20 protein-coding genes, 1 pseudogene and 1 riboswitch are annotated in these 24,954 nt (G+C 71.0%); of the genes and pseudogenes, 10 read left to right on the top strand and 11 right to left on the bottom strand.

The genetic code is table 11. The features are described 5' to 3' along the window. Positions 1 to 36: 36 nt before the first annotated feature. Positions 37 to 1,311 carry a serine hydroxymethyltransferase gene (glyA, locus tag O1W71_RS11235; RefSeq protein WP_269267919.1) on the bottom strand — a complete coding sequence of 425 codons (1,275 nt, stop codon included), beginning with the start codon at positions 1,309 to 1,311 and terminating at the stop codon, positions 37 to 39. A gap of 40 nt (positions 1,312 to 1,351) precedes the next feature. Further along, positions 1,352 to 1,435, bottom strand: a riboswitch (ZMP/ZTP riboswitch). A 71-nt stretch (positions 1,436 to 1,506) separates the two neighbouring features. On the opposite strand from glyA, the gene O1W71_RS11240 reads away from it, so the two are divergent. The 5 genes from O1W71_RS11240 to O1W71_RS11260 all read left to right on the top strand — a co-directional run bounded on the left by O1W71_RS11240 (position 1,507) and on the right by O1W71_RS11260 (position 6,433). After that, positions 1,507 to 3,051, top strand: a complete 1,545-nt coding sequence (locus tag O1W71_RS11240; protein WP_269267921.1) for a family 20 glycosylhydrolase — start codon at positions 1,507 to 1,509, stop codon at positions 3,049 to 3,051. Further along, positions 3,039 to 4,199: an N-acetylglucosamine-6-phosphate deacetylase gene (gene nagA, locus O1W71_RS11245; protein ID WP_269267922.1), complete on the top strand. Its 1,161-nt coding sequence runs from the start codon at positions 3,039 to 3,041 to the stop codon at positions 4,197 to 4,199. The genes O1W71_RS11240 and nagA overlap by 13 nt, the downstream gene beginning before the upstream one ends. Positions 4,200 to 4,260: 61 nt before the next feature. Next, positions 4,261 to 4,659, top strand: coding sequence for a YrdB family protein (locus tag O1W71_RS11250; RefSeq protein WP_269267923.1), 399 nt, complete (start codon positions 4,261 to 4,263; stop codon positions 4,657 to 4,659). Beyond that, positions 4,656 to 6,023 carry an FAD-binding oxidoreductase gene (locus tag O1W71_RS11255; RefSeq protein ID WP_269267924.1) on the top strand — a complete coding sequence of 456 codons (1,368 nt, stop codon included), beginning with the start codon at positions 4,656 to 4,658 and terminating at the stop codon, positions 6,021 to 6,023. The genes O1W71_RS11250 and O1W71_RS11255 overlap by 4 nt, the downstream gene beginning before the upstream one ends. Further along, positions 6,020 to 6,433 carry an NUDIX hydrolase gene (locus tag O1W71_RS11260; RefSeq protein WP_162815470.1) on the top strand — a complete coding sequence of 138 codons (414 nt, stop codon included), beginning with the start codon at positions 6,020 to 6,022 and terminating at the stop codon, positions 6,431 to 6,433. The genes O1W71_RS11255 and O1W71_RS11260 overlap by 4 nt, the downstream gene beginning before the upstream one ends. Before the next feature lie 107 nt (positions 6,434 to 6,540). On the opposite strand, the pseudogene O1W71_RS11265 reads toward O1W71_RS11260, so the two are convergent. The 5 genes and pseudogenes from O1W71_RS11265 to O1W71_RS11285 all read right to left on the bottom strand — a co-directional run. Next, positions 6,541 to 7,305 (bottom strand): annotated as a pseudogene (locus O1W71_RS11265) (ROK family protein); the annotation flags it as partial. Further along, complete coding sequence (locus tag O1W71_RS11270; protein WP_269267925.1) at positions 7,302 to 8,267, bottom strand: carbohydrate ABC transporter permease; 966 nt, start codon at positions 8,265 to 8,267, stop codon at positions 7,302 to 7,304. The pseudogene O1W71_RS11265 and the gene O1W71_RS11270, both read right to left, overlap by 4 nt. Further along, positions 8,264 to 9,241, bottom strand: a complete 978-nt coding sequence (locus tag O1W71_RS11275) for a carbohydrate ABC transporter permease (RefSeq protein WP_269267926.1) — start codon at positions 9,239 to 9,241, stop codon at positions 8,264 to 8,266. The genes O1W71_RS11270 and O1W71_RS11275 overlap by 4 nt, the downstream gene beginning before the upstream one ends. A 59-nt stretch (positions 9,242 to 9,300) precedes the next feature. Further along, on the bottom strand, positions 9,301 to 10,560 hold the full coding sequence (locus O1W71_RS11280; RefSeq protein WP_269267927.1) for a sugar ABC transporter substrate-binding protein: 1,260 nt from the start codon (positions 10,558 to 10,560) through the stop codon (positions 9,301 to 9,303). 94 nt (positions 10,561 to 10,654) lie between these two features. Then, entirely contained in the window at positions 10,655 to 11,803 is a 1,149-nt protein-coding gene (locus O1W71_RS11285) for an ROK family transcriptional regulator (RefSeq protein WP_269267929.1), read from the bottom strand. Positions 11,804 to 11,975: 172 nt separating this feature from the next. Here O1W71_RS11285 and O1W71_RS11290 point away from each other — a divergent pair, with 172 nt between their 5' ends. From O1W71_RS11290 to O1W71_RS11300, 3 genes are all read left to right on the top strand, one after another. Next, positions 11,976 to 12,413, top strand: coding sequence for a hypothetical protein (locus O1W71_RS11290; protein ID WP_269267931.1), 438 nt, complete (start codon positions 11,976 to 11,978; stop codon positions 12,411 to 12,413). A gap of 123 nt (positions 12,414 to 12,536) precedes the next feature. After that, positions 12,537 to 13,976 (top strand): L,D-transpeptidase family protein, encoded by a 1,440-nt coding sequence (locus O1W71_RS11295; RefSeq protein WP_269267933.1) that lies wholly within the window; start codon positions 12,537 to 12,539, stop codon positions 13,974 to 13,976. A gap of 68 nt (positions 13,977 to 14,044) precedes the next feature. Next, entirely contained in the window at positions 14,045 to 14,497 is a 453-nt protein-coding gene (locus tag O1W71_RS11300) for a GNAT family N-acetyltransferase (RefSeq protein WP_094260231.1), read from the top strand. 75 nt (positions 14,498 to 14,572) lie between these two features. On the opposite strand, the gene O1W71_RS11305 is transcribed toward O1W71_RS11300, so the two are convergent. Next, positions 14,573 to 16,789: an NADP-dependent isocitrate dehydrogenase gene (locus O1W71_RS11305; RefSeq protein ID WP_269267936.1), complete on the bottom strand. Its 2,217-nt coding sequence runs from the start codon at positions 16,787 to 16,789 to the stop codon at positions 14,573 to 14,575. A gap of 115 nt (positions 16,790 to 16,904) precedes the next feature. Here O1W71_RS11305 and O1W71_RS11310 point away from each other — a divergent pair, with 115 nt between their 5' ends. Beyond that, positions 16,905 to 17,885: an acetylxylan esterase gene (locus O1W71_RS11310; protein ID WP_269267937.1), complete on the top strand. Its 981-nt coding sequence runs from the start codon at positions 16,905 to 16,907 to the stop codon at positions 17,883 to 17,885. Next, positions 17,882 to 18,808: an N-acetylglucosamine kinase gene (locus tag O1W71_RS11315; RefSeq protein ID WP_269267938.1), complete on the top strand. Its 927-nt coding sequence runs from the start codon at positions 17,882 to 17,884 to the stop codon at positions 18,806 to 18,808. Before O1W71_RS11310 ends, O1W71_RS11315 begins: the two co-directional genes overlap by 4 nt. An 83-nt stretch (positions 18,809 to 18,891) precedes the next feature. Here O1W71_RS11315 and O1W71_RS11320 read toward each other — a convergent pair whose 3' ends face one another. The 4 genes from O1W71_RS11320 to O1W71_RS11335 all read right to left on the bottom strand — a co-directional run bounded on the left by O1W71_RS11320 (position 18,892) and on the right by O1W71_RS11335 (position 24,930). After that, a complete protein-coding gene (locus O1W71_RS11320) occupies positions 18,892 to 20,703 on the bottom strand; it encodes an ABC transporter ATP-binding protein (protein WP_269267939.1) in 1,812 nt (603 codons plus the stop codon). Beyond that, entirely contained in the window at positions 20,700 to 22,565 is a 1,866-nt protein-coding gene (locus tag O1W71_RS11325; RefSeq protein WP_269267941.1) for an ABC transporter ATP-binding protein, read from the bottom strand. Before O1W71_RS11325 ends, O1W71_RS11320 begins: the two co-directional genes overlap by 4 nt. 308 nt (positions 22,566 to 22,873) lie before the next feature. Next, a complete protein-coding gene (locus tag O1W71_RS11330) occupies positions 22,874 to 23,419 on the bottom strand; it encodes a methylated-DNA--[protein]-cysteine S-methyltransferase (protein WP_269267942.1) in 546 nt (181 codons plus the stop codon). After that, entirely contained in the window at positions 23,416 to 24,930 is a 1,515-nt protein-coding gene (locus O1W71_RS11335; RefSeq protein ID WP_269267943.1) for an AlkA N-terminal domain-containing protein, read from the bottom strand. Before O1W71_RS11335 ends, O1W71_RS11330 begins: the two co-directional genes overlap by 4 nt. Positions 24,931 to 24,954: the final 24 nt, after the last annotated feature.

Raw genomic sequence — 24,954 nt, forward strand, 5'->3', positions numbered from 1 at the left:
GTTCTCGGCGACCGGCCGGCGACCGGCGACGCCGGGTTACTGCTGCAGGCCGGGGTACAGCGGGAAGGCGTCGGCGAGCGTCGCGACGCGAGCACGCAGGGCCTCGAGGTCGGCGCCGGGCTGCAGCGCGAGCGCGATGATGTCGGCGACCTCGGTGAACTCGGCGTCGCCGAAGCCGCGGGTCGCGAGAGCGGGCGTCCCGATGCGCAGGCCCGAGGTGACCATCGGCGGGCGCGGGTCGTTGGGCACCGCGTTGCGGTTGACGGTGATGTGGATCTCGTGCAGCAGGTCTTCGGCCTGCTTGCCGTCGATCGCGGCGTCGCGCAGGTCGACGAGCACGAGGTGCACGTCGGTGCCGCCCGAGCGGACGGCGATGCCGGCATCCGCGACATCCTGCTGCGTCAGTCGGTCGGCGATGATCGCGGCGCCGCGCACGGTGCGCTCCTGGCGCTCCTTGAACTCCGGCGTCGCTGCGAGCTTGAACGCCGTCGCCTTCGCCGCGATGACGTGCATGAGCGGGCCGCCCTGCTGGCCCGGGAAGACGGCGGTGTTGATCTTCTTCGCCAGGTCGGCGTCGTTGGTGAGGATGATGCCCGAGCGGGGGCCGCCGATGGTCTTGTGCACCGTCGACGAGACGACGTGGGCGTGCGGCACCGGCGACGGGTGCACACCGGCGGCGACGAGACCGGCGAAGTGCGCCATGTCGACCCAGAGGTACGCGCCGACCTCGTCCGCGATCGCACGGAAGGCGGCGAAGTCGAGCTGGCGGGGGTAGGCCGACCAGCCGGCGATGATCACCTTCGGCTTGTGCTCGAGGGCGAGGCGACGGACCTCGTCCATGTCGATCAGCGAGGTGTCGGGGTTCACGCCGTAGGCGACGATGTCGTAGAGCCGGCCCGAGAAGTTGATCTTCATGCCGTGCGTGAGGTGGCCGCCGTGGTCGAGCGAGAGGCCGAGGAGCGTGTCACCGGGGCGCGCGATCGCGTGCAGGACGGCGGCGTTGGCCGTCGCACCCGAGTGGGGCTGGACGTTGGCGAACTCGGCGCCGAAGAGCGACTTCGCGCGCGAGATCGCCAGCTCTTCGGCGACGTCGACCTCTTCGCAGCCGCCGTAGTAGCGGCGTCCGGGGTAGCCCTCGGCGTACTTGTTGGTGAGCACCGAGCCCTGCGACTGCAGCACCGAGACGGGCACGAAGTTCTCGGAAGCGATCATCTCGAGGTAGCCGCGCTGGCGGTCGAGCTCGCGCTCGAGCACCTGCGCGATCTCGGGGTCGACCTCCGCGAGCGGGGCGTTGAAGTACGAATCGGTCATGACGATCTCCTGACGACGGCTTTCACGAGCAGAGAAGTTCCACATCGGCCCAGGCGTGCGGTCGAATGCCGTGTCGGTCGCTCCCCGGTGGTGGCCCACCTCAACGCCAGTCGCGACGCGTCCGAGCATAACGGATGCCGCACTGATACGCTGGCTCAAAGTTTGTTAGGCACCCTTACAGATAGGGGCGCGCTGATGTCGCTGCCGCTGGTCCCGTTGCCCGCCTCGGTCACGCCCGCGAAGGGGGTGGCGTTCACCCTGACGGACGCCGTCTTCATAACCGGGGATGCGGATGCCGCGGGCGTCCTCCACCGGCTCGTCCTGACGCGGACCGGCCACCACCTCACCGCGGCCCCCGGCGCCGCGGAGCCCGACAGCACCGCGGAGCCCGACAGCACCGGGGAGCTCGACGGCGCCGCGATCGACCTCTCGGTCGACAGCGACGGACCGCCCGAGTCGTACCGGCTGTCGGTCGACCACCGCCGCATCTCGATCCGGGGCGCCGACTCCGCGGGCCTCTTCTACGGCGTGCAGACTCTCGGCCAGCTGATCACCCGCTCGTCCGACGGCTGGGTGATTCCGGGGGTCGACATCGACGACGCCCCCCGGTTCGGGTATCGCGGCGTGATGCTCGATGTCGCCCGCCACTTCCACGACGTCGCGACCGTCACCGCCTACCTCGAGCGGGCGGCGAGCCTCAAGTTCAACGTCCTGCACCTGCACCTCAGCGACGACCAGGGATGGCGGCTCGCGCTGACCCGCCGCCCGGAGCTCACCGCCCGGGCGGCGGCGAGCGCGGTGGGCGGCGGCGCCGGCGGCTTCTTCACGGCCGACGACTACCGCGCGATCATCGCCCACGCCGCGGCGAACCACATGACCGTCGTGCCCGAGTTCGATATGCCCGGCCACACCCACGCCGTCGGGCTCGCCTACCCCGAGGTCGCCGCGCCACCGGCGCTGGACGGGTGGGATGCCGCGGGCGGCCCCGCTCCCGTCGCCGGCGAGGCGTACACGGGCATGGGCGTCGGCTTCTCGTCGCTGCGCATCGGCGCACCCGAGACCGATGCCTTCGTCGACGACGTCCTGACGGAGCTGGCGGAGCTGACCCCCGGCCCCTACCTGCACTTCGGCGGTGACGAGGCGCACGGCACCCCCGCGGAGGACTTCGCGGCCTTCGTGGCCCGCACCTCGCGGGTCATCGCCGACCTCGGCAAGACGCCGATCGCCTGGCACGAGGCCGGCGCCGCCGCGGATCTCGCGCCCGGCACGATCGGCCAGTACTGGGGCCTCGTCTCGCCGACCGACGGTGCCGACGAACGTGCGCGGGCCTTCGTCGCGCGCGGCGGCCGCGTCATCCTCTCGCCCGCCGACGCCGTGTACCTCGACATGAAACCGACGGCCGATGCTCCCCTCGGCCTGACCTGGGCGAACGGTCCGACGAGCCTCGAACGGGCCTACTCGTGGGAGCCCGGCGAGGTCGTGTCCGGCATCTCGCAAGACAACATCCTCGGGGTCGAAGCGCCGCTGTGGACCGAGACCGTCCGCGACCTGCACGACATCGATGCACTCGCCTTCCCTCGCATCGCGGCGGCCGCTGAAGCCGCCTGGTCGGCTGCCACCGGCAGCGCAGACAGCCGCACGTGGGAGTCCTTCCGCGAACGCGTCGGCGCGCTCGGACCGCTGTGGACGACCCTCGGCATCCGCTTCCCCGCTTCCCCGGAGGTCGCATGGACGGCCTGAACCGCGTCATCCATTCCGTTCGGCTCGTCGACGGGGGCCGCGAGATGCCCGACTCCTGGCTCGTCGTTCGCGACGGGCGGGTCGCCGCGCAGGGCACCGGCGACGCGTGGCGCGATGCCGTCGCCGAAGAACCGGTCGACGAGGTCGTCGATGCCACCGATGCCGCCGGCCCCGGCGCGATCCTCACTCCCGGCTTCATCGACATCCACGGCCACGGCGGCGGCGGCGCGGCATACGACGACGGTGCCGAGGCGATCCGCACCGCGCGCGCGCTGCACCGGGCGCACGGCACGACCCGAGCGGTCGTCTCGCTCGTCACGGCATCCGTCGACGACCTCGCCCGACGGGTCGCCGCCATCGCCGACCTCGCAGAGACGGACGCCGCGGTGCTGGGGTCGCACCTCGAGGGGCCGTTCCTCGATCCCGGACACCACGGCGCCCACGATCCGGAGCTGCTCATCGGACCCGCCGCCGACGCCGTGGCGCGGCTGCTCGAGGCCGGCCGCGGCACCGTCCGCCAGGTGACGATCGCCCCCGAGCTGCCGGGCGCCCTCACCGCGATCGAGCGCATCGTCGCCGCGGGTGCGGCCGCCGCCGTCGGTCACACCGACGCCGACGCCGAAACCGCTCGACGGGCCTTCGACGCCGGCGCCACGATCCTCACCCACGCCTTCAACGCCATGCCGGGCCTCCACCACCGTGAGCCCGGTCCGATCGGCGCGGCCACCGCCGACCCACGCGTCACGCTCGAGGTCATCGCCGACGGCGTGCACCTCGCCCCCGAGGTGGTGCGGATCGCCTTCGCCGCCGCACCGGGGCGCATCGCGCTCGTCACCGACGCGATGGCGGCCGCCGGATCGGCCGACGGAGACTATGTGCTCGGGGCGCTCGCGGTGCGCGTCGAGAACACCGTGGCGCGGCTCGCAGACGGCACGATCGCCGGATCCACCCTGACGCAGGATGCCGCGCTGCGGACGGCCGTCGTCGCGGGGGTGACGCTGCCGACAGCCGTGACGGCGCTGACGGCCACGCCGGCGCGCGCGATCGGACGTCCCGACCTCGGCAGGCTCGAGATCGGGAGCCCGGCCGATGCCGTCCTGCTCGACGCCGACCTCCGCGTCCGGCGCGTGTGGACCGGGCGCGCGTGACCTGTTCGCCCGAGGTGCCTCCCGGGGCGGCGACGTGAGGCCGGCGCCTAGAATCGGAGGCATGTCCGAACTGCCGAACGTCCGTCCCGCCACCCCCGAGGCGCCGCAGCAGGCGGCCGGCACGCGACGGGCTCTCTCGGTGATCGACCTCCTCGCCTTCGCCTGCCAGCTCTTCGCCTTCGCCACCTTCGCGATCTGGGGCTTCGCGGCGTGGGACTTCCCCCTCAACCTGGTCTTCGGCATCGGCGCTCCGGTCGCCGCGATCCTCCTGTGGGCACTGTTCGTCTCGCCGCGTGCCGTGCTCATGGTGCACCCGTTCGTGCGCGCCCTCGTCGAGCTGTTCGTCTACGCCTCGGCCACCATCGCGTGGTGGAGCATGGACCAGGCGTGGGTCGGTCTCGTCTTCGGGGTCATCGCGGTGACCTGCGGTGTGATCGCCGGTCGCCGGCGCCTGTCATGACCGCTCCCGACGTCGTCGCCCGGCTCGTCGCCGAGCTCGGCGACCGCGTCGACGTCTCGGATGCCGGTCGGGCCGCCGCTCGGGCGGACAAGTCGGGCCAGGCGGCATCCGGATCGCCCCTCGCCGTCGTTCACGCCCGCACCGTCGAGGACGTCCAGGCGACGATGCGCATCGCCTCCGCGACCGGCACCCCGGTCGTGCCGCGGGGCGCCGGCACCGGCCTCGCGGGCGGCGCCAACACGGGCGCGGGTGAGATCGGGCTCTCGCTGCGTTCGATGGACCGCATCCTCGAGGTCCGCCCCGACGACCTCATCGCCGTCGTCGAGCCCGGCATCCTCAACGGGCAGCTGAACGCGGCGCTCGCGGAGCACGGCCTCTGGTGGGCGCCCGATCCCGCGAGCCGCGACATCTCGACCGTCGGCGGCAACATCGCCACCGGCGCGGGCGGCCTGCTCTGCGCGAAGTACGGGGTGGTGCGAGACGCGGTCCTCGGCCTCGATCTCGTGCTGGCAGACGGTCGCCTGATGCGTCTCGGACATCGCACCGTGAAAGGCGTGACGGGCCTCGACCTGACCTCGCTCGTCATCGGGTCGGAGGGCATCCTGGGCGTCGTCGTCGCGGCGACGCTGAAGCTCCGCCGCCTCGTCCCCGGCCAGGCCCGGACGATCGCCGCGACGTTCTCCGATGTGCGCTCCGCCGCGGTCGCGGCATCGGCCGTCACGGCGGCCGGCATCCAGCCGGCGATCATGGAGCTGATGGACGCGACCTCCCTCGCCGCCTCGCACCGCCTGCTCGGGCTTCCCGCCCCCACGCCCGGTGCCTCGCAGCTGACGGTCCAGACCGACGGCCCGGGCGCGACGGCCGAGGCGGAGGCCGTCGTCGCGGTGCTCGCGGCCGCCGGCGGCACCGTGCGCCTCGCCGCCGATGACGCCGAGGCCCAGCAGCTGTGGACGGTGCGGCGGTCGATGCATCCCGCGATGGAGACCCTCGGAACCGCGCTCATCGAGGACGTCTCGGTACCGCGCAGCGCCCTGCCCGCGATGTTCGACGAGATCGCCCGCATCGAGGAGCGCTTCGGTCTGACGATCCCGACCGTGTGCCACGCGGGCGACGGCAACTTGCACCCGAACTTCATCTTCGACGGCGACGAGGTCCCGGAGGTCATCTGGGAGGCGGCGGAAGACCTCTTCGAGTCGGCGCTGCGCCTCGGCGGAACGCTCACCGGCGAGCACGGCGTCGGCGTCCTCAAGCGGCGCTGGCTCGCGGACGAGCTCGGCGACGACCAGTGGGAGCTCCAGCGGCGCATCGCGCGGGTCTTCGACCCCACCGGCATCCTGAACCCCGGAAAGGTGTTCGCGCCGTGAGCGACTCCGTCCCGGCCGGGGAGGTCCACGTGAGTGCGGCGGTCGTGACCGACGGCGACGGGCGTACCCTGCTCGTCCGGAAGCGCGGCACCGAGCGGTTCATGGCGCCCGGTGGCAAGCCCGAGCCGGGCGAGTCCGCCGGCGCGGCCCTCGTCCGCGAGCTGCACGAGGAGCTCGGTGTCGTCGTGGCCGAGCCCGACCTCGTCTACCTCGGCCGGTTCGAGTCGGATGCCGCGAACGAGCCGGGCTTCCGCGTCGTCGCCGAGGCGTTCGCGATCACGCTCGACCCCGCGTCGGTCAGCGCCGCCGCCGAGATCGCCGAGGCGCGCTGGCTCACCGCTCCCGAAGCCGCGGCGTTGCCGCTCGCACCGCTCAGCACCGAGCACCTGCTTCCGCTCGCCTGGGCCTGAACGGCGGCACCCAGCGCCCCCACGGGCACGTCCCGGGGCGCGAGCTCGACCCGCTCGTCCAACCGCAGCGACCGCAGGAACGGCGACGCGCCGGCGGATGCGGCGAGAGCGGCCCGCACCGGGACGAGCAGCCGATCGGAGAGCGCGGCGACGCCCCCGCCCAAGACGACCACGTCGACGTCGGTCGTGAGCACCAGCAGCCGGACCGCCGCCTCGACGCCGCGCACCACGTCCGCTCTGATGCCGTCGGCGCGCTCGTCCCCGGCATCCGCGGCGTCGAAGACCGCGAGCACGGGCAGCGGCGAGGAACCGCCCCAGCGCTCCGCGACGGCTCCCCCGCCCGCGAACGCCTCGATGCATCCGCGCTGTCCGCAGCGGCAACGGGGCCCATTCGGGTCGATGGGGATGTGCCCGACCTCACCGGCCGCACCGCGCCCGCCGCGGCGCGGGCCCGTCTCGTCGACGATGCCCGCGGCGATGCCGGTTCCGAGGTTCAGGAAAGCGAGCGATCCTCCCCCGGCACGGCGTTCCCGCGCCCCCACCGCCGCGTACCGCACGTCGTTGTCGATCACCGGTCGAATGCCGATCCGCGCCGCGACGGCTCCCGCGAGGTCGTACCGGTCGATCCCGAGGTTCAGGGCATGCTCGACGACGCCGCTGCCCGGCAGGATCTGCCCGGGCACGCCCACGCCGACCGCGACGACCGATTCAGCCCCCGCGAGGTCGGCGACGACCGCCGCGACGCCGTCGGCGACGACATCGCCGCCCCATCCGGTGGGCCGGCGCAGCCGGGCGATCTCGTCGCCGTGGTCGTCGACGGACACGGCGAGGATCTTCGTGCCGCCCACGTCGACACCGATGCGCAGCGTCATCCCTTCACGGCCCCCGACACGAGGCCGCCCGACATCCGCCCCTGCACGATGAGGAAGAAGATGACGACGGGGATCGAGATGAGGGTGGATGCCGCCATCACGGCGCCCCAGTTGGTGGCGGCCGTCGCGGATTGGAACGACAGCAGCCACGGCGGAAGCGTCAGGTTGTAGCCCTTCATGAGCAGCAGCGCCATCGTGAACTCGTTCCACGACTGGATGAAGGCGAAGATGCCGGTCGCGACCAGTCCCGGAGCCAGCAGCGGGAACGTCACCTTCCAGAACGCCTGGGTGCGGGTGCACCCGTCGATCATGGCCGCCTCTTCGAGATCGGCCGGAACCCCGGCGACGAAACCGCGCAGCGTCCAGATCGTGAACGGGATGACGGCGGCCACGTAGACGATGCCGAGGCCGATCAGGGTGTTCATCAGGCGCCAGTCGTCGATCATGCCGTAGATCGTGAACATCATCGCCTCGCCCGGGATCATCTGCACGATGAGGACGGCGACGATGAACGACCGCCGGCCGCGGAAACGGATGCGGGCGACGGCGATCGAGGCGAGGAAGGCCAGCACCAGGGTGACGACGAGGACGCCGACGGTCACGAGGGTCGACGACAGCAGGCCGTGCACGAAGTCGGTCTGCCCCGGAGCCGCCTCGCGCGTCCACGCCGTGGCGTAGTTGCCGAGCGTGAAGTCGAAGGGGAGGAAGCTCGGGGTGCGGCTGATGATGCTCTCGCCGCGCGTGAACGACATGTTCAGCATCCAGTAGACCGGGAAGACCGAGAAGACGAAGACGATCAGCGCCGCGAGATTGAGCCCCGCTCGCGACAGGATGCGGCGACGCGGCGGTCGTCTCACGGCGAGCGAGCGCGGCCGCGGGCGCTTCGCCCGGCCGACCTCACCGACGACCTCGTCGACGCCGATGGTGCCGAGCTGGGTCGCCGGGGTGACCTGGGTGCTCACAGCTCCTCCTCCTTGAGGGTGGTGCGGATGTATCCCCATGACAGACCGAGGAGCAGCGCGACCATGAGCACGCCGATCGCGCTCGTGACGCCGAACTCCCCCGGGCCCTGCCGGAAGATGTAGGTGCCGAGCACGTTGGTCTCGGAGATGAGGCCGCCACGCTGCTGCAGCGCGTAGACCTGCGTGAAGATACGGAGGTTCCAGATGACTTGCAGCACCACGACGACCGTCACGACGTTGCGCAGATACGGGAACACGACGAGTCGGAAGCGCTGCCACCCGACCGCGCCGTCGAGGGATGCCGCCTCGAGCACCTCGGCGGGGACCTGCCCGAGCGCCGCGTACAGGGTGAAGGCCGCGAAGGGCACGCCCTGCCAGACCACGATCACCGTCAGGACGAAGAAGAACGACCACGGATTCGCCAGCCACGAGTGGTTGGTCCAGTCGGTCGAGCCGGTCATCGTGTTCAGCGCCCAGTTGACGATGCCGTACTGCGAGTCGAAGATCCATCCCCAGACCGTGGTCGCCGCCAGCGGCGGCATCGCCCAGGCGAGGAGGAGACCGAGCGAGACGAGGATGCGCCACCCGCGCCGCAGGCGCGTCATGAGCACCGCCACGAGGGCGCCGAGCCCCACGATCAGCACGGTCATGGCCACCATCAGCCCGAGGCTCCGGACGAGGACGGCCGGGAAGTCGGACTGCGTGAAGACCTCGAGGTAGTTCTCGAGACCGATGAAGTCGGGAAGCGTGCCCTGCACCTTGTTGCGGATGGCGTAGTCGGTGAACGACTGCACGAGCATCAGTACGGCGGGGTACCCGACCATCACCCCGAGGATGATGAGCGAGGGGCCGAGGAGCGTCAGCGCGCCGACGTTGTCGCGGCGACGCCGAGACCGTTGCCGCGCGGTAGGCGGCGGCCCGTGCTTCGCCCGCGGCTCGGGCCGTCGCGGCGTTCGGGTGAGCACGTTAGTCATCGTGCTGTCCTCTCTGCGGTGTTCGTGGGGCGCGGACTCCCGCGCCCCACGACTCACGACTACTTGTTGAGGATGGCTTCGATCTGACCGTCGAGCTCGGTCGCGATCGCCGTGACGTCGCCGCCCTGCGCGATCTTGACGAGAGCGTCCTTGATCACACCGGAAGACTCGACCTCGGACCAGTTGGGGCTCGCCGGAACGGCCTTCGACGATGCGACGGCCTTCGCCGCCTCGACCGTGATCTCGTCATCGGGCAGGAAGTCGGCGAACGAGGTCAGCGCGGGGATGAGCCCGTTCTCGGCGAGGATCTTCTGGTACCCCTCCGAGAGGATGATCTTCAGTGCGGCCTCGGCCTTGTCGGGAGCGTCCGACTTCGCCGCGATCGCGATGTTCGAGCCTCCCGCGAAGACCGGAGCGACCTCACCGGCGGTCATGCCCGGAAGAGCGAACGCCTTCAGGTCGGCGCCGACCGTCTCGGGGCAGCCCGGGGCCTTCGCGTCGTCGGCGGGCGCGAGGATCGACCACTTCACCCACGCCGGAGCCGAGAGGAAGCCGATCTCGCCGGCGCAGAACGGAACCTGCGGATCGGTCTCGTCCGCGTCAGCCGGCGCGATCGTCGCGTTCTGGTAGACGTCCTGGAGCATCGTCAGACCGGCGATGCCACCCGAGCTCGAGAAGCCGCCCCTCCAGGAGCCGCCGTCCTGCGTCGCGATCTCGCCGCCGTTCGCCCAGACGTAGGGCAGCGCGTTGTACCAGTCCTTGCCGGGGGCGTAGATGCCCGACTTCGTCGCGGTCGTCGCAGCGATGCCGTCGGCGACGTACTCCTCGAGCGTCGTCGGCACCTCGCCGCTGTACGAAGCGGGCGAGTAGAAGACGATGCGCGACCCCGCGTAGTAGGGAGCGGCGTACAGGCTGCCGTCCGCCGACCCGAGCTCGACGAAGCTCTGCAGCAGTTCGTCGCCGCCGAGGTCCGCCTGGAGGTCGGAGATGTCGAGGAACAGACCCTGATCGATGAAGCCGGGCGACTGCGTGTTGCCGACCTCGACCAGATCGGGCGCGTCGTTCGACGACAGCGCGGCGACGTAGTTGTCCGCGGTGTCGGCCCAGGTCTTCTCCTCGATCGTCAGCGTCCAGCCCTCGTTCTCTGCTTCGAACGTCTTCTTGAGGTAGTCGCGGGCGTCCTGAGGCGTGTCGGTGCCGACCAGCCATACGGTCAGGTCGCCGGTCTCGGCGCTCTGTCCCGCGTCGTCGCTCGCGCAACCGGCGAGCAGCAGGGCGGAGACACCGAGGAGCGACAGTGCTCCGAGGCTCTTCTTCATGGTGATTCCTTCTTCTCTGGTGTCGACGAGTCGGATGGCTCGCCCGGGTGTGGAGCTGGTGGTGCAGGTGGGGCTATGGAGCTGTGGAGCGAAGTCAGGAGACGCCGAGACGCCCTGACAGGACCATGACGGCAGCACCGCGCAGGACGATGTCCTGGCCCTGCTCCGTCATCCGCACCTGCAGCTCGTCGTGGAACGTGGCGAGCGTGCGTGTGCGCACCGTCTCGGCGGCGGCGCTCGCAAGCGTGCCGTCGAGAAGTTCCGCGGGGCCGGAGAGGACGATCTCCGACAGGTCGAGAGCACCCACGATGGGGGCCAGGGCGATGCCGAGACGTTCGCCCGCGTCTCGCAGCAGACCGTCGCGGTCGCTCGCGGCGCCGGCAGCGATACGCGCGGAGAGCGACGGAACCGAGATCCAGGCCTCGAGACATCCCACCTTCCCGCACGCGCAGTCGGGACCGCCGTCGGTGCCGACCGTCACGTGGCCGATCTCGCCGGCGGCCGAGCGCGCGCCGCGCAGCGGTTCGCCACCCGTGAGCAGGCCCGCACCGACACCGCGGCCGACCTTCACGAGGATGATGTCGTCGCCGGCACCGCCGAACGTGTGCTCGGCGAGCACCGCGGCGTTGGCGTCGTTGGCAACGAGCACCGGGGCGCCGACCGCCTCGCTCAGGATGCCGGTGAGGTCGAGGCGATCCCAGCCGAGGCCGGGTGCCGCGAGGACGACTCCGGTGTCATCGACGACACCGGGGGTGCCGACGCCGACGCCGAGCACCGGCGCGTGCGCGTCGTCGATCAGTGTTCGCGCGAGGTGCACGACCGCCGGCAGGATGTCGTCGTGGCCGCGGGGCACGGCGACCTCGTGACGAGCGACGATCTCGCCGTCGAGGGTCATCACCGCACCGAGGAAACGGTCGCTCCCCGAGAGGTCGAGGCCGACGATGCGGTGGCCGTCGCGAGCGAGGTCGACGAGGATCGCGGGCTTGCCCGGTCCGGCGGCCTCGCGGGTGCCTCGCTCACTGACGAAGCCGTCGCCGATGAGCTCGGCGACGAGGTCGGAGATCGTCACCCGGGTCAAGCCGGTCTCGCGAGCGAGGTCAGCACGGCTCATCGCTCCGCCGTGGAAGAGACGTTCGAGCACGAGCGCGCGGTTATGCGCCCGAGCGTGCTCGGGCAGGATCTTCGCGCCCGGGCGTCGGGTGCGCGTCGTGCGCCGCGGGGCCTCGGTATCGGTGCTCGCCATGTTTGTTAGTAGACCTTACGAATGTGGCGGACACAAGAGATGTGCCCAGGTTTGCTAGCGATGTTTACAAACCCGTTACATCCGCACATTGCCTCCCCTGCAGATGTCAAGGGGAACGTCCGATCGTCGCGCCTCCGTAGGGTGGAGAGATCGCTGCATCGAGGAGAACCCCATGAACCGTCGCCTGACCGCCCTCACCGTCACCGCGCTGGCGCTCGTCGCCCTGACCGGGTGCACCGGCGGAGACGGCTCCGCTGCTGGCGGCTCGACCCCCGCGAGCACCCAGTCGGTCGAGGAGGCGTGCACCCAGGTCAACGACGTCATGACCGAGGCGACGCAGGGAATCCAGGAGATCGACCCCTCCGATCCCGCCGCCGCCGCCGGCGCGCTGCGCACGATCTCGGACGGCATGGGCGACGCCGCCGCCCAAGTCACGAACGAAGAGGTGTCCGGCATCCTGCCCGACCTGCAGACGGCGTTCTCCTCGGCCGCCGAATCGATGGAGGCTGTGGCGGCCGGTGACACCGATCGTGCGACGGAGCTCACCACGGCGCTGAGTGACGTGCAGGGCAGCATCGACACCTACACCGAGCTCTGCGGCACGGAATGACGCACCGGCGCGATCCGGATCGCGCCGCCAGATAACGCTCTGGTTTCACTCAGGCCGCTCTCGGAGTGCCGTCGCGTACCATAAGAACCGAGTGCGCTTTCACGCGCAGACGGGGGTACAGCGGTGACGGATGTCGCGTCGAAGCACGATCACGAGAGCACGGCCGAGCGAGGCACGCCCTCGGACGATGCCGGGCAGCGCGTCGAATGGGCACCCGCGGAGCCGGCGCCCAAGAAGCGGCACCTCGGCTTGTGGATCGGCATTCCCGTCGGCGTCGTCGCGCTCGGCGCCGCCGCCGCATCGTTCTTCTTGATCGCCCCCGGCACCTCGATCGGCGGTGTTCCCGTCGGTTTCATGACGCCGGGCGCCGCCGCGGCCGCCGTACAGGACCGCCTCCACCAGACCACTGTCACGCTCGGCGACGGCGGAGACAGCGTCTCCGGTGCCGACCTCGGAGCACAGGTCGACGGCACGCAGCTGGCTTCGTCCGCCTTCGACGCGCGACCCGCCTGGAACGTCACGCAGTGGTTCGGCGAGCCCATCACCGCCCCCGTGACCCTCGATGAAGCCACGGCCACCACCGCCCTGCGCGGCGCCGCGGGCGACCTGTACGTCGAGCCCACGGCGGCATCCGTCTCCTTCGACGGATCCTCCTACGTCGCGAGCCCCGACGTCCCCGGCGCGGGCGTCGACCCCGAAGTGGCCCGCGCAGGCTTGCAGAGCGCCTTCGACGCCGGCACGACCGATACGGTCATCGACCCCGAGCTGACCCCCGTGACGGCACTGACCACCACCGCCGCCGCGGAGGAGACCGCCGCATCGCTCAACAGCATGCTCGACGGCGTCGGCTTCTACGTCGGCGACGAGCGCACGGTCCCCGTCGACCGCGCGACAGCCGCGAGCTGGCTCACGGTCGGCACGAAGGACGACGGCTCGTTCGAGGTCACGGCCGACCCCGCCGCCATCCAGCCCGTCGTCGACACCCTTCCCGGACTCGTCGACCGTGCGCCCGTGAACGGCGTGGTATTTGCCAACGCCGCCGGTGAGATCATCGACGACTCCGACGCCGGCCTCGACGGTCGCACGCTGACCTCGACCGACGGCATCGCCGCCGGTTTCGCGGAGCAGCTCGCGACGGGTGATGCCGCCTACCGCTTGCCCGTCGAGGTCGTCCCCGTCACGACGGAGACCATCACGCGGCTGCTCGAGGTCGACCTGAGCGAACAGCGCCTCTACCTCAAGGAGAACGGCGCCGTGGTCGACTCGTGGCTCGTCTCCACCGGCCGCCCCGGCGCCGACACCCAGACCGGCTACTACACGATCGGGTGGAAGACTCCGCGCCAGGACATGCGCGGCACCGCGGCCGACTCGGGCGTGAGCTACGTCCAGCCCGATGTGAAGTGGGCGATGTACTTCAACGGCGACCAGGCGTTCCACGGCGTCTATTGGCACAGCAACTGGGGGAACCGGATGAGTGCCGGCTGCGTCGGGATGCCCGACTCGCGCGCCGCCCAGATCTACGAGTGGGCTGTCGCCGGAACCGACGTCTACGTCCACGCCTGATCGACGCATCCGGGCCCATCCCCCGATCGACCGATGCGCGGTCGATCGATCACCGTTAGCCTGTGACCATGGCTGACCTCCGAGTGGAAGAACTGTCGGCGTCGACGATCGTCGCGGTGAACAACCTGTCGCTGAAGCCCGGGCAGGAGCGATTCGTCGTGCCCGAGAGCTACGCGATCGCGGCGACCGTGGTCGACCCGGCGACCTCGTGGCAGCGCGTGATCCTGGACGGTGACGAGGTCGTCGGCTTCGTCAGCGCGGGCTTCGACCCCGACGCGCCGCACGAGCACTTCCGCTCGGTGCTGTGGCGCATCAACGTCGACGCTGACGACCAGGGCCGCGGTGTCGGACGCTTCGCCGTCGAACAGCTCGTCGACGAGGCGCGCAAGCGAGGCTTCGACTGCCTCAACGTGATCTACGAGGCCGGAGAGGGCGGGCCCGAAGCTTTCTTCACCCGTGTCGGCTTCACGCCGGTCGACGAGACCGAGTACGGCGAGGTCGTCGCCGAGATCCGCTTCTGACGGACTCCCCCACGCACGACGCGAAACGCCCCGGGCGCCGAAGCGGCCGGGGCGTTTCGCTGTGTCAGAGCGGAGTCAAAGCCCGTCGATGATGCCGTTCAGCGTCGCCGAAGGCCGCATGACGGCCGCGACCAGCTCGGCGTCGGGACGGTAGTAGCCACCGATCTCGGCCGGCGAACCCTGCACCGCGATCAGCTCCTCCACGATCGCCGTTTCGTTCGCGCCGAGGGTCTCGGCGACCGGCGCGAAGGCGGCGGCGAGTTCGGCGTCGACCGTCTGAGCCGCCAGCTCCTGCGCCCAGTACAGCGCGAGGTAGAAGTGGCTGCCGCGGTTGTCGATCGTGCCGAGTGCGCGACCCGGCGACTTGTCCTGCTCGAGGAACGTGCCGGTGGCGGCATCCAGCGTGTCGGCGAGCACCTTCGCGTGAGCGTTGCCGGTGTACTCGGCAAGGTGCTCGAACGACGCCGCGAGGGCGAAGAACTCACCCAGCGAGTCCCACCGAAGGTAGTTCTCGGCCACGAGCTGCTGCACGTGCTTCGGAGCCGAACCGCCCGCGCCGGTCTCGAACAGACCACCGCCGGCCAGCAGCGGGACGATCGAGAGCATCTTGGCGCTCGTGCCCACCTCGAGGATCGGGAAGAGGTCGGTCAGGTAGTCGCGGAGCACATTGCCGGTGACCGAGATGGTGTCCTCGCCGCGGCGGATGCGTTCGAGCGAGTAGCGCGTCGCGTCGGCGGGAGCGAGGATCTCGATCGTGAGCCCGTCCGTGTTGTGCTCGGCGAGGTAGGTCTTCACCTTCGCGATGAGGTTCGCGTCGTGGGCACGGTTCTCGTCGAGCCAGAACACGGCGGGAACGCCCGTCGCACGCGCGCGGGTGACGGCGAGCTTGACCCAGTCGCGCACCGCGACATCCTTCGTCTGCGTCGCGCGCCAGATGTCGCCCGCCTGAACCTCGTGCGACAGCAGGACCGAACCGGACGAGTCGACGACCTCGACGGTTCCGGCGGCCGGGATCTCGAAGGTCTTGTCGTGCGAGCCGTACTCTTCGGCCGCCTGCGCCATCAGGCCGACGTTGGGCACCGAGCCGATCGTGGCCGGGTCGAGCGGGCCGTGCTCGATGACGTCCTCGATCGTCGCCTGGTAGACGCCGGCGTAGGAGGAGTCGGGGATGACGGCGATCGTGTCGTCCTCGCCGCCGTCGGCGCCCCAGAGCTTGCCGCCGTTGCGGATGAGGGCCGGCATCGAGGCGTCGACGATCACGTCGGAGGGCACGTGCAGGTTCGTGATGCCCTTGTCGGAGTTGACGTACGACAGACGGGGCCCGGAGGCGATGGCGGCCTCGAAGGCGGCACGGATCTCGTCGCCGTTCGCGAGCTGCGAGAGGCCCGCGAGGATGGCGCCGAGGCCGTCGTTGGGGGTGAGGCCGGCGGCGGCGAGGTCATCGCCGTAGCGAGCGAACACGTCGGCGAAGAAGGCGCGGACGACGTGGCCGAAGATGATCGGGTCGCTGACCTTCATCATCGTCGCCTTCAGGTGCACCGAGTACAGCACGTCGTCCGACGCGGCCTGCGCGACCGTGTCAGCGAGGAAGGCGTCGAGGGCTGCGGCCGAGAGGAAGGTCGCGTCGACGACCTCGCCCGGCAGCACCTTCAGGCCCGACTTCAGCTCGGTGACGGTGCCGTCCTGAGCCGTGAAGCGGATGGCGAGGACGTCGTCGCCTTCGATGACCGTCGAGGTCTCGTTCGACTTGAAGTCGTCGTGGCCCAGCGTCGCGACGCGAGTCTTCGACCCGTCGGCGAACGGCTTGTTGCGGTGCGGGTGCTTGCGGGCGTAGTTCTTGACCGAGAGCGGGGCCCGGCGGTCGCTGTTGCCCTCGCGCAGCACGGGGTTCACGGCGGAGCCCTTGATGCGGTCGTAGCGCGCGCGCACGTCCTTCTCGTCGACGTTCTGCGGCTCGTCCGGGTAGTTCGGGATGTCGTACCCCGCGGCCTGCAGCTCGGCGATGGCCGCCTTCAGCTGCGGGATCGAGGCCGAGATGTTCGGCAGCTTGATGATGTTGGCCTCGGGCAGCGTCGCCAGGCCGCCGAGCTCGGCCAGGGCGTCGCCGACCTGCTGCTCGGGGGTGAGGTTCTGCGGGAAGGCGGCGAGGATGCGGCCCGCCAGCGAGATGTCGCGGGTTTCGATGGCCACGCCGGCCGCACCGGCGAAGGCCTCGACGATGGGCAGGAAGGAGGCGGTGGCCAGTGCCGGCGCCTCGTCGGTGTACGTGTAGATGATGGTCGAGTCGGGCACGTGTCGTCTCTCCAAAAAGCGCGTCGAGGGTCGTTCCTCAGCGTATCGCACGGGTGTGGTTCTCTCGATGTCGAGATATCTCTCACGCCTGCGGGCTTCACGCTAGGGTGAGCGCGTGCCGCGCTTCGATCTCTCGCTCGCCGAACTTCAGGACTACCGCCCGGAGGTGAGCGAGCCCAGCGATTTCGACGATTTCTGGTCCGCCACGATCGCGGGCTCGCGTGAGGCCGGCGGTGAGGTGACCGTGTCTGCAGCATCCGAGCTGTACGCGACGGTCGACGTGCACGACGTGACCTTCCCGGGGTACGGCGGCGACCCCGTGAAGGCGTGGCTGATCCTCCCCGCGCATCGCGAGGGGCCGCTGCCGGCGGTCGTGGAGTTCGTCGGCTACGGGGGCGGACGCGGCCTGCCGACCGAGCGGCTCGCCTGGGCCACTGCCGGGTACGCCTCGTTCGTCATGGACACCCGCGGACAGGGCAGCGTGTGGGGCAGCGGCGGCGAGACTCCCGACCCCCACGGCTCGGGCCCCGCCGCGCCCGGCTTCATGACGCGCGGCATCGAGTCGCCCGAGACCTACTACTACCGGCGCGTGTTCACCGACGCCGTGCGCGCGGTCGACGCGGTGCGGTCGCTGCCGGAGGTCGACGCCTCACGGGTGTCGGTCACGGGCGGCAGCCAGGGCGGCGGCATCGCCATCGCGGCCGCCGGCCTGAGCGACGGACTCGTCGCGGCGATGCCCGACGTTCCCTTCCTCTGCCACTTCGAGCGCGCCATCGGTTTCACCGGCAGCGACCCCTACCAGGAGGTCGTGCGCTGGCTCGCCGTGCACCGCGGCGCCGAGGCGCGGGTCTTCGAGACGCTGTCGTACTTCGACGGCGTGAACTTCGCCCGCCGCGCCGACGCGGCGACCCTGTTCTCGGTCGGACTGCTCGATCCGGTGTGCCCACCCTCGACCGTCTACGCCGCGTTCAACGCCTACGGCGGCGCGCACAAGGAGATGTCGGTCTTCCCCTTCAACGAGCACGAGGGCGGCCAGGGATACCAGTGGGAGGCGCAGGCGGGCTTCCTGCGCCGCGTGCTCGGGGGCACCGCGTGAGCGAACGACGCGTGCTCGCGATCGACGCGGGGCAGAGCGGCATCAAGGTGCGCGCGACTGCGGCATCCGGTGAAGACCTGCTCTTCCCCGGCATCCGAACCGGTGAGCCGCTGCTCCCCCAGCTCGCCGCCGTCGTCGCCGAGACCACGGCGCGCACGGGCTCGCCCGCTGACATCGTGGTCGCGGGCATCTCGGGGCTGACCGACGCGAACGCCGACGCCGACGCGATGCTCGCGCTCACGGCGGCGCAGGGCGTGCGCGGCGTCGTGCTCGCCCACGACTCGACGACCTCGTTCCTCGGCGCGCTCGGTGACCGACGCGGAGCCGTCGTCGCGGCCGGAACCGGAGTCGTCACGCTCGCCGTCGGCGCGGAGACCACTGCGCGCGTCGACGGGTGGGGGTGGATCATGGGCGACGCCGGCAGCGGCTACTGGATCGGCCGCGAGGCCCTGGATGCCGTGATGCGCGCCTACGACGGCCGGGGGCCGACGACCGAGCTGACGGCGACGGTGTCGGACCGGTGGCCTGACCTGTCGCAGGCGTACATGAGCCTGCAGGCCGATCCCGATCGGGTCCGCGTCGTGGCGAGCTTCGCCGCCGTCGTCGCGCGCGCCGCCGTCGCCGGCGACACCGTCGCGCAGGACATCTCGGTCCGCGCCGCGCACGAGCTCGCGCAGAGCGTGCGCGCGGCGATCGCCCAGGTGCGCACCGACGAGGAGACCTTCCCGGTGTGCGCGATCGGCGGCGTCTTCGGTTCGATCCCGCTGCTCGAGGCCTTCACCGCCGACCTGCACACGGGCGACGCATCGGTGCGCCTGGTGGCGCCCGTCGGTGTCGGCATCGACGGCGTGATGGCCCTCGCCGATCTCGACACCTCTCACCCCCTCGCCGCGGTCACGCACCGCGCTGGCGACATCCGCTGACCGGCACCGAGAACGCACCGTTACGCCGAGAACGCACCACCCCCGGTACGTTCTCGCGGGGGCGGTGCGTTCTCGGCGTGAGCTCAGACGAGCGACTCGCGCCAGGCGCTGTGCAGCTGGGCGAACTTGCCCGTGCCGGCGATGAGCGCCGCGGGGGTGTCATCCTCGATGATGCGGCCGTGCTCCATCACGAGCACCCGGTCGGCGATGGCCACCGTCGACAGGCGGTGCGCGATGATGATCGCCGTACGGTCGGCCAGCAGCGTGCCCAGGGCCTCCTGGATCTGCCGCTCGCTCGGGATGTCGAGCGACGCCGTCGCCTCGTCGAGGATCAGCACCGCCGGGTCGGCGAGGAAGGCTCGCGCGAACGAGATCAGCTGACGCTGCCCGGCCGACACGCGCCCGCCGCGCTTGTTGACGTCGGTTGCGTATCCGTCGGGCAGCCGCTCGATGAACTCGTGCGCCCCGACGGCCTTCGCCGCCGCCTGGATCTCATCCATCGTCGCGTCGGGCTTGCCGAGCGCGATGTTGTCGGCGACCGTCCCGCTGAACAGGTAGGCCTCCTGCGTGACCATGACGATCGCGCGGCGCAGATCTTTCGGATGCAGCCGGCGCAGGTCGACGCCGTCGAGCGTGACCCGCCCCTTCGTGGGGTCGTAGAACCGCGCGACGAGCTTGGCGAGCGTCGACTTGCCCGCACCGGTCGTGCCGACGAGCGCGATCGTCTGCCCGGCGGGCATGTCGAGCGCGAAGTCGGGCAGGATCGTCACGGCATCCGAGTAGCCGAACGTCACGTCCTCGAACCGCAGGTGCCCGCGGGCCTCCCGCAGCTCGACGGGATCGGTCGGGTCGGGGACCGTCGGGTCCTCCTCGAGCACACCCGAGACCTTCTCGAGCGCCGCCGTCGCCGACTGGTACGAGTTGAGGAAGAAGGCGACCTCCTGCATGGGCGCGAAGAAGTTCCGCACGTACAGCACGGCCGACAGCAGGAACCCGAGACTCAGCGTGCCGTCGACCACCCGGAATCCGCCCCAGGCCAGCACGAGGGCGAGCGAGACGGATGCCACGGCCATGAGCGCCGGCTCGAAGGTTCCGAACAGGCGGATCGAGCGCATGTTCACATCGCGGTAATCGCTCGACAGCCCACCGAACTCGGTGTCGTTCGCGGGTTCTTTGCGGAACGCCTTGACCGCACGGATGCCGGTCATCGACTCGACGAACTTCACGATCACCTTCGCGCTGATGACGCGCGACTCGCGGTAGACGACCTGCGACCGCAGGTAGAACCAGCGCATGAGCAGGAACAGCGGGATGCCCATGACCGCGAGAATGACGCCCGACTGCCAGTCGAGCAGCAGCAGCGCGATGAGCGTGAATCCGCCGTAGAGCAGACCCGAGACGAGCTCGTTCAGGCCGCCGTCGAGCAGTTCGCGGATGGTGTCGAGGTCGCTCGTCTGACGCGAGATGATGCGTCCCGACGTGTACGACTCGTGGAACTCGAGGCTGAGGCGCTGCGTGTGGCGGAAGATGCGCTTGCGGAGGTCGATCATGACCGCCTGGGTCAGGCGCGCCGCCACCACGGCGTACCAGCCGATGAGCGCGGCGCCGCCGACGGCGGTGATGAGGAAGACGACGACGACCGCGATGGTCGGCATCCAGTCGGCCTGCTCCTGCACGGCCGGCAGCGCGTTGGCGATGCCCCAGCCGACGAGCGCGGGGCCCGCGACGCGCAGCGCCGTCGAGATGACGAGCACGACCGCCGCCAGCGCCAGCTGCATGCGCAGCGGGGAGACCAGCGACCCGAGCAGACGCAGCGAGCGTCGCCGGATCTCTCGGCTCTCCTCGCGGGTGTAATCGGAGCGGTCCTCGCCGCTCGTCCCGGTGACGGTGCTCACAGGGTCACCTCCGCTTCATCGTGTCGTTCATGGTCGTGTCGTTCATGGTCGTGTCGTTCATGGTCGTGTCGGTCCTGCTCGTCCTCGAGGCTCGAGATCACGTGCCGGTAGTGCTCGCTCGTGCGCAGCAGCTCGGAGTGGGTGCCGACCGCGGTCACCCGCCCCTCCTCGAGCAGCGCCACACGATCGGCAAGGGTCACGGTCGAGGGGCGGTGCGCGACGATGAGTGCCGTCGTGTCGGCCAGCACCTCGCGCAGCGCATCTTCGACGAGCGCCTCGGTGTCGACGTCGAGCGCCGACAGCGGGTCGTCGAGAACGAGCACGGCCGGGCGCGCGGCCACGGCTCGGGCGAGCGCCAGGCGCTGCCGCTGTCCGCCCGACAGGCTCAGCCCCTCTTCGCCGATGACCGTGTCGACGCCGTTCGGAAGGGAGTCGACGAAGTTCGCCTGCGCGACCGAGAGAGCCTCGCGCATGACGCGCTCGGCCTCCTCACTGCCGCGTTCGAGGTCCTCGCGACCGAGCAGCACGTTCTCACGGACGGTCTGCGAGAACAGCGTCGCATCCTCGAACGCCATACCGACGTGACGGCGCAGCTCGTCGAGCCGCAGGTCGCGCACGTCGATGCCGTCGAGCAGCACGCGGCCTCCCGTGACGTCGTACAGGCGCCCCGGCAGCGTCGTGAGCGTCGTCTTGCCCGAGCCGGTGAGTCCGACGAGCGCCATCGTCTCCCCCGGCCGCAGCGCGAGGTCGATGCCGTCGAGCAGGTCGCGCTCGCTCTCGGGGGCGTCCTGGTACCGGAAATGGGCGCCCTCGAAGACGAGCTCGCCGCGCGGCTGCGCGATGGTCGCGGGGCTCTCGGGGTCGACGATGGTGTTCTGCTCGTCGAACACCTCGAAGATGCGGTCGGTGGCCGTCCGTGCGTCGACGAGGAACGAGAAGAGGAACCCGATCGACTCGACGGGCCAGCGCAGGATCGTCGCCATCGCGAAGAACGCGATCAGCGAGTCGACGCCGAGCTCGCCCGCCTGCACGAGGTAGATGCCCGCGCCGAGGCACAGGGCGAAGGCGATGTCGGGCAGCAGCACGAGCCAGAACCAGATCCAGCCGACCGCCTTGGCCTTCTTGACCTCGGTCTCGCGCAGGGTCTCGGCCTGGCGCGTGAACTTCTGCAAGGCGTGTCCGCCGCGGCCGAACGCCTTCAGCACGCGGATGCCGTGGACCGACTCCTCGACGGCTGTGGCGAGGTCGCCCGCCTGGTCCTGGCTCTGCCGGGAGAGCAGGCCGTAGCGGTTCTCGAAGATGAATCCCGCGATCCACAGCGGCGCCGAGACCACGACGAAGATCGTGCCGAGCAGCCAGTGCCACCGGAACAGGATGATCGAGCCGACGACGATCGTGAGCATGTTCACGACGAGCAGGACGATGCCGAAGGCGAGCCAGCGACGGATGAGGCTGATGTCCTGCATCATCCGGCTGAGCAGCTGACCCGACTGCCAGCGGTCGTGGAAGGCGACCGGCAGCCGCTGCAGGCGCGCGAAGAAGTCGGTGCGCAGTTCGTACTCGACCTTGGTCGCCGGGGCGAGGACGAACCAGCGGCGCGCCCAGACCATGAGGGCCTCAAGCAGACCGAGTGCGAGCACGGCGCCGGCGCCGAGGACGATGAGCCACGGGTCGCCCGAGGCGATCGGGCCGTCCGGCCCGACGATCACCTCGAGGACGAGCGGGATGCCGAGGGCGAGCAGGCTCGCGATGAGCGCGCTAACGAAGCCGAGACTCAGCCGGGGCAGCACCGGTTTGGCGAAGGGGAGCAGACGCGCGAGCGCGCGCGGCGTGGACAGACGAGGGGGCGTCGAGGAAGTCATGATCCTGAGGTGTGTCGAGCGGATGCCGAAGACGGCGAGGGGCGCGCGCGAGCGCGGCGAAGCGGGACCGGGGCCCCGCGGGAGGAAACGTCGGAGGCGGCGAAGCGCTTCCCGGAGCTACCGGGCGATTCCTCCGCGTGCGGGGCGTCCGTCGACCATGATCAGGAGAGCGACGGACTTCGTGATGACGATGGCCGGGGACATGGCTTCCTCCTGAGGTCGAGCGGACAGAGCACCCGCTGCACACACGGGAGCCCTCCAGGCTATACCTGAGTATTCGCTGAGTGCAAGGAAAAACTAGCGCCGGGTCAGCCGCCCAGCCGCGCCTCGCGCGTCAGGAGACTCTGCTTGACCTCGACGCCCCAGGCGAACCCGCCGAGCGCCCCACCGGTGCGGAGTACGCGGTGGCACGGCACGAAGAGGGCCGCGGCGTTGCGCGCGCAAACGGATGCCGCGGCACGCACGGCTCCCGGAGAGCCGAGCGCCGCCGCGAAGCCGGTGTAGGTCAGCGGCTCGCCCGGCGTGATCCGCCGGAGCGCCTGCCAGCCGGCGCTCTGCATCGCCGTGCCCGACTGGCGCACCGGCACCGCGTCGATCGCCGCGAGGTCGCCGGCGTAGTACGCGGCGACCGCGGCGGCGGCATCCGTGGGGGCCTCGACGACCCGCATGGGGCGGGCGGCGGGCCGGAGCCGGTCGACGATCGCGACCGGGTCGGCCGTCCACCCCGACGCGAGCACCTCGCCGCGCGACTCGAGGATCGTGAAGGGACCGTCGGGCGTCTCGACCGTCTGGATCGAAGCAGTCTCGACCCGGGTGGCGTCGATCGGGGCGGAGGCGTGGGAGACGGCGGTCATGCTCGGGCCTTTCGGGACGGCGGGAGGGTCGGCTCGGTCGTGCTCGCACGCCACGCCTGCGTGACGGGGGCGGCGTACCAGAGGTGAGCCATGAGGTAGCTGCGCCAGGGGGCGGCGCGTTCGGCCCAGGCGACCAGCTCGGACGGGCCGGCGGGGATACCGGCGGCGGCCGCCCCCGCGCGTGCCGCGACGTCGCCGGGCAGCAGGATGTCGGGGTCGCCGAGCACCCGCATCCGCACGTAGTCGGCGGTCCAGGGGCCGATGCCGGGCAAGGCGAGGAGCGCCGCGCGCTGCTCGTGCGTGTCGTCACCGCGAGACAGACGCAGCGAGCCGTCGGCGAGCGCGGTGGCGGCGCCGACGATCGCCCGGATGCGCGCCCCGGGCCCGCGCAGCACCTCAGCGCCGCGCTCGGCGATCGCCGCCATCGTCGGGAAGAGTGTCGCAGGGCCGGCGGCGGTCTGGACGGGCTCGCCGAGCTCGGCGGTCAGGCGCCCCTGCACGGTGCGGGCGGAGGCGACGCTGATCTGCTGGCCGATCATCGCGCGGATGAGCATCTCGTCGGGGTCCATCGCCGCGGGCAGGCGGACGCCCGGGATCCGCGCCACGAGAGGCGCGAGTGCGGGATGCCGCGCGAGGGCCTCGTCGATCGCTGTCGGATCGGCGTCGAGGTCGAACAGCCGCCGGACCCGCGTGATGAGGGTGGACAGGTCAGCCAGCGAGGCCAGCTCGGCGCGCAGGCGCACGCGCCCCGCGTCATCCTGGCGCACCTCGAACCACGCCGGTCCCCCGGCGAGACGGATCACGCGGGCGAACGAGCGTTCGTCGCCCGACTCGACCCCGGGGATGGCGTGGGCCCGCATCCACCCGAAGAGGCCCGCGGCGTCGAACGGCTCGCGCACCGGGAGGACGAGGTCGATGCGGCCCGGCATCCGCTCCGCCGCCTGGCGGCGCGCGCGCAGCTGGCCGGGAGGCATCGCGAAGACCTCACCGACCGTCTCGTTGAACTGTCGTACGCTCGCGAACCCCGCGGCGAAGGCGACATCGGCGATGGGGAGGTCGGTGTCGACGAGCAGGGCGCGTGCGGTGTGGGCACGGTGCGCGCGGGCCAGCGCGAGGGGTCCGGCCCCCAGCTCCGCGGTGAGCAGTCGGGTGAGGTGACGCGACGAGTAACCGAGGCGCGATGCGAGTCCCGGAACGCCCTCGCGGTCGACGACCCCGTCGGCGATGAGACGCATCGCTCGCGCGGCGAGGTCGCCGCGCAGGTTCCACTGCGGCGACCCGGGCGTGGCCTCGGGCAGGCAGCGTTTGCACGCGCGGTATCCGGCCTCGTGAGCGGCGGCGCTCGTCGGGTAGAAGGTCACGTTGGCGGGATGAGGTGTGCGCGCGGGGCAGCTCGGGCGGCAGTAGATGCCCGTCGAGCGCACCGCCGTGACGAACTGGCCGTCGAAGCGGCGGTCGCGCGCGTCGATGGCGCGATACCGCTCGTCGAAGGTCATCCCGTCACTGGTCATGCCCCCAGCCTGACACGCTCCGGT

The sequence above is a fragment of the Microbacterium sp. H37-C3 genome, assembly GCF_027157935.1.
Classification (GTDB): domain Bacteria; phylum Actinomycetota; class Actinomycetes; order Actinomycetales; family Microbacteriaceae; genus Microbacterium; species Microbacterium plantarum.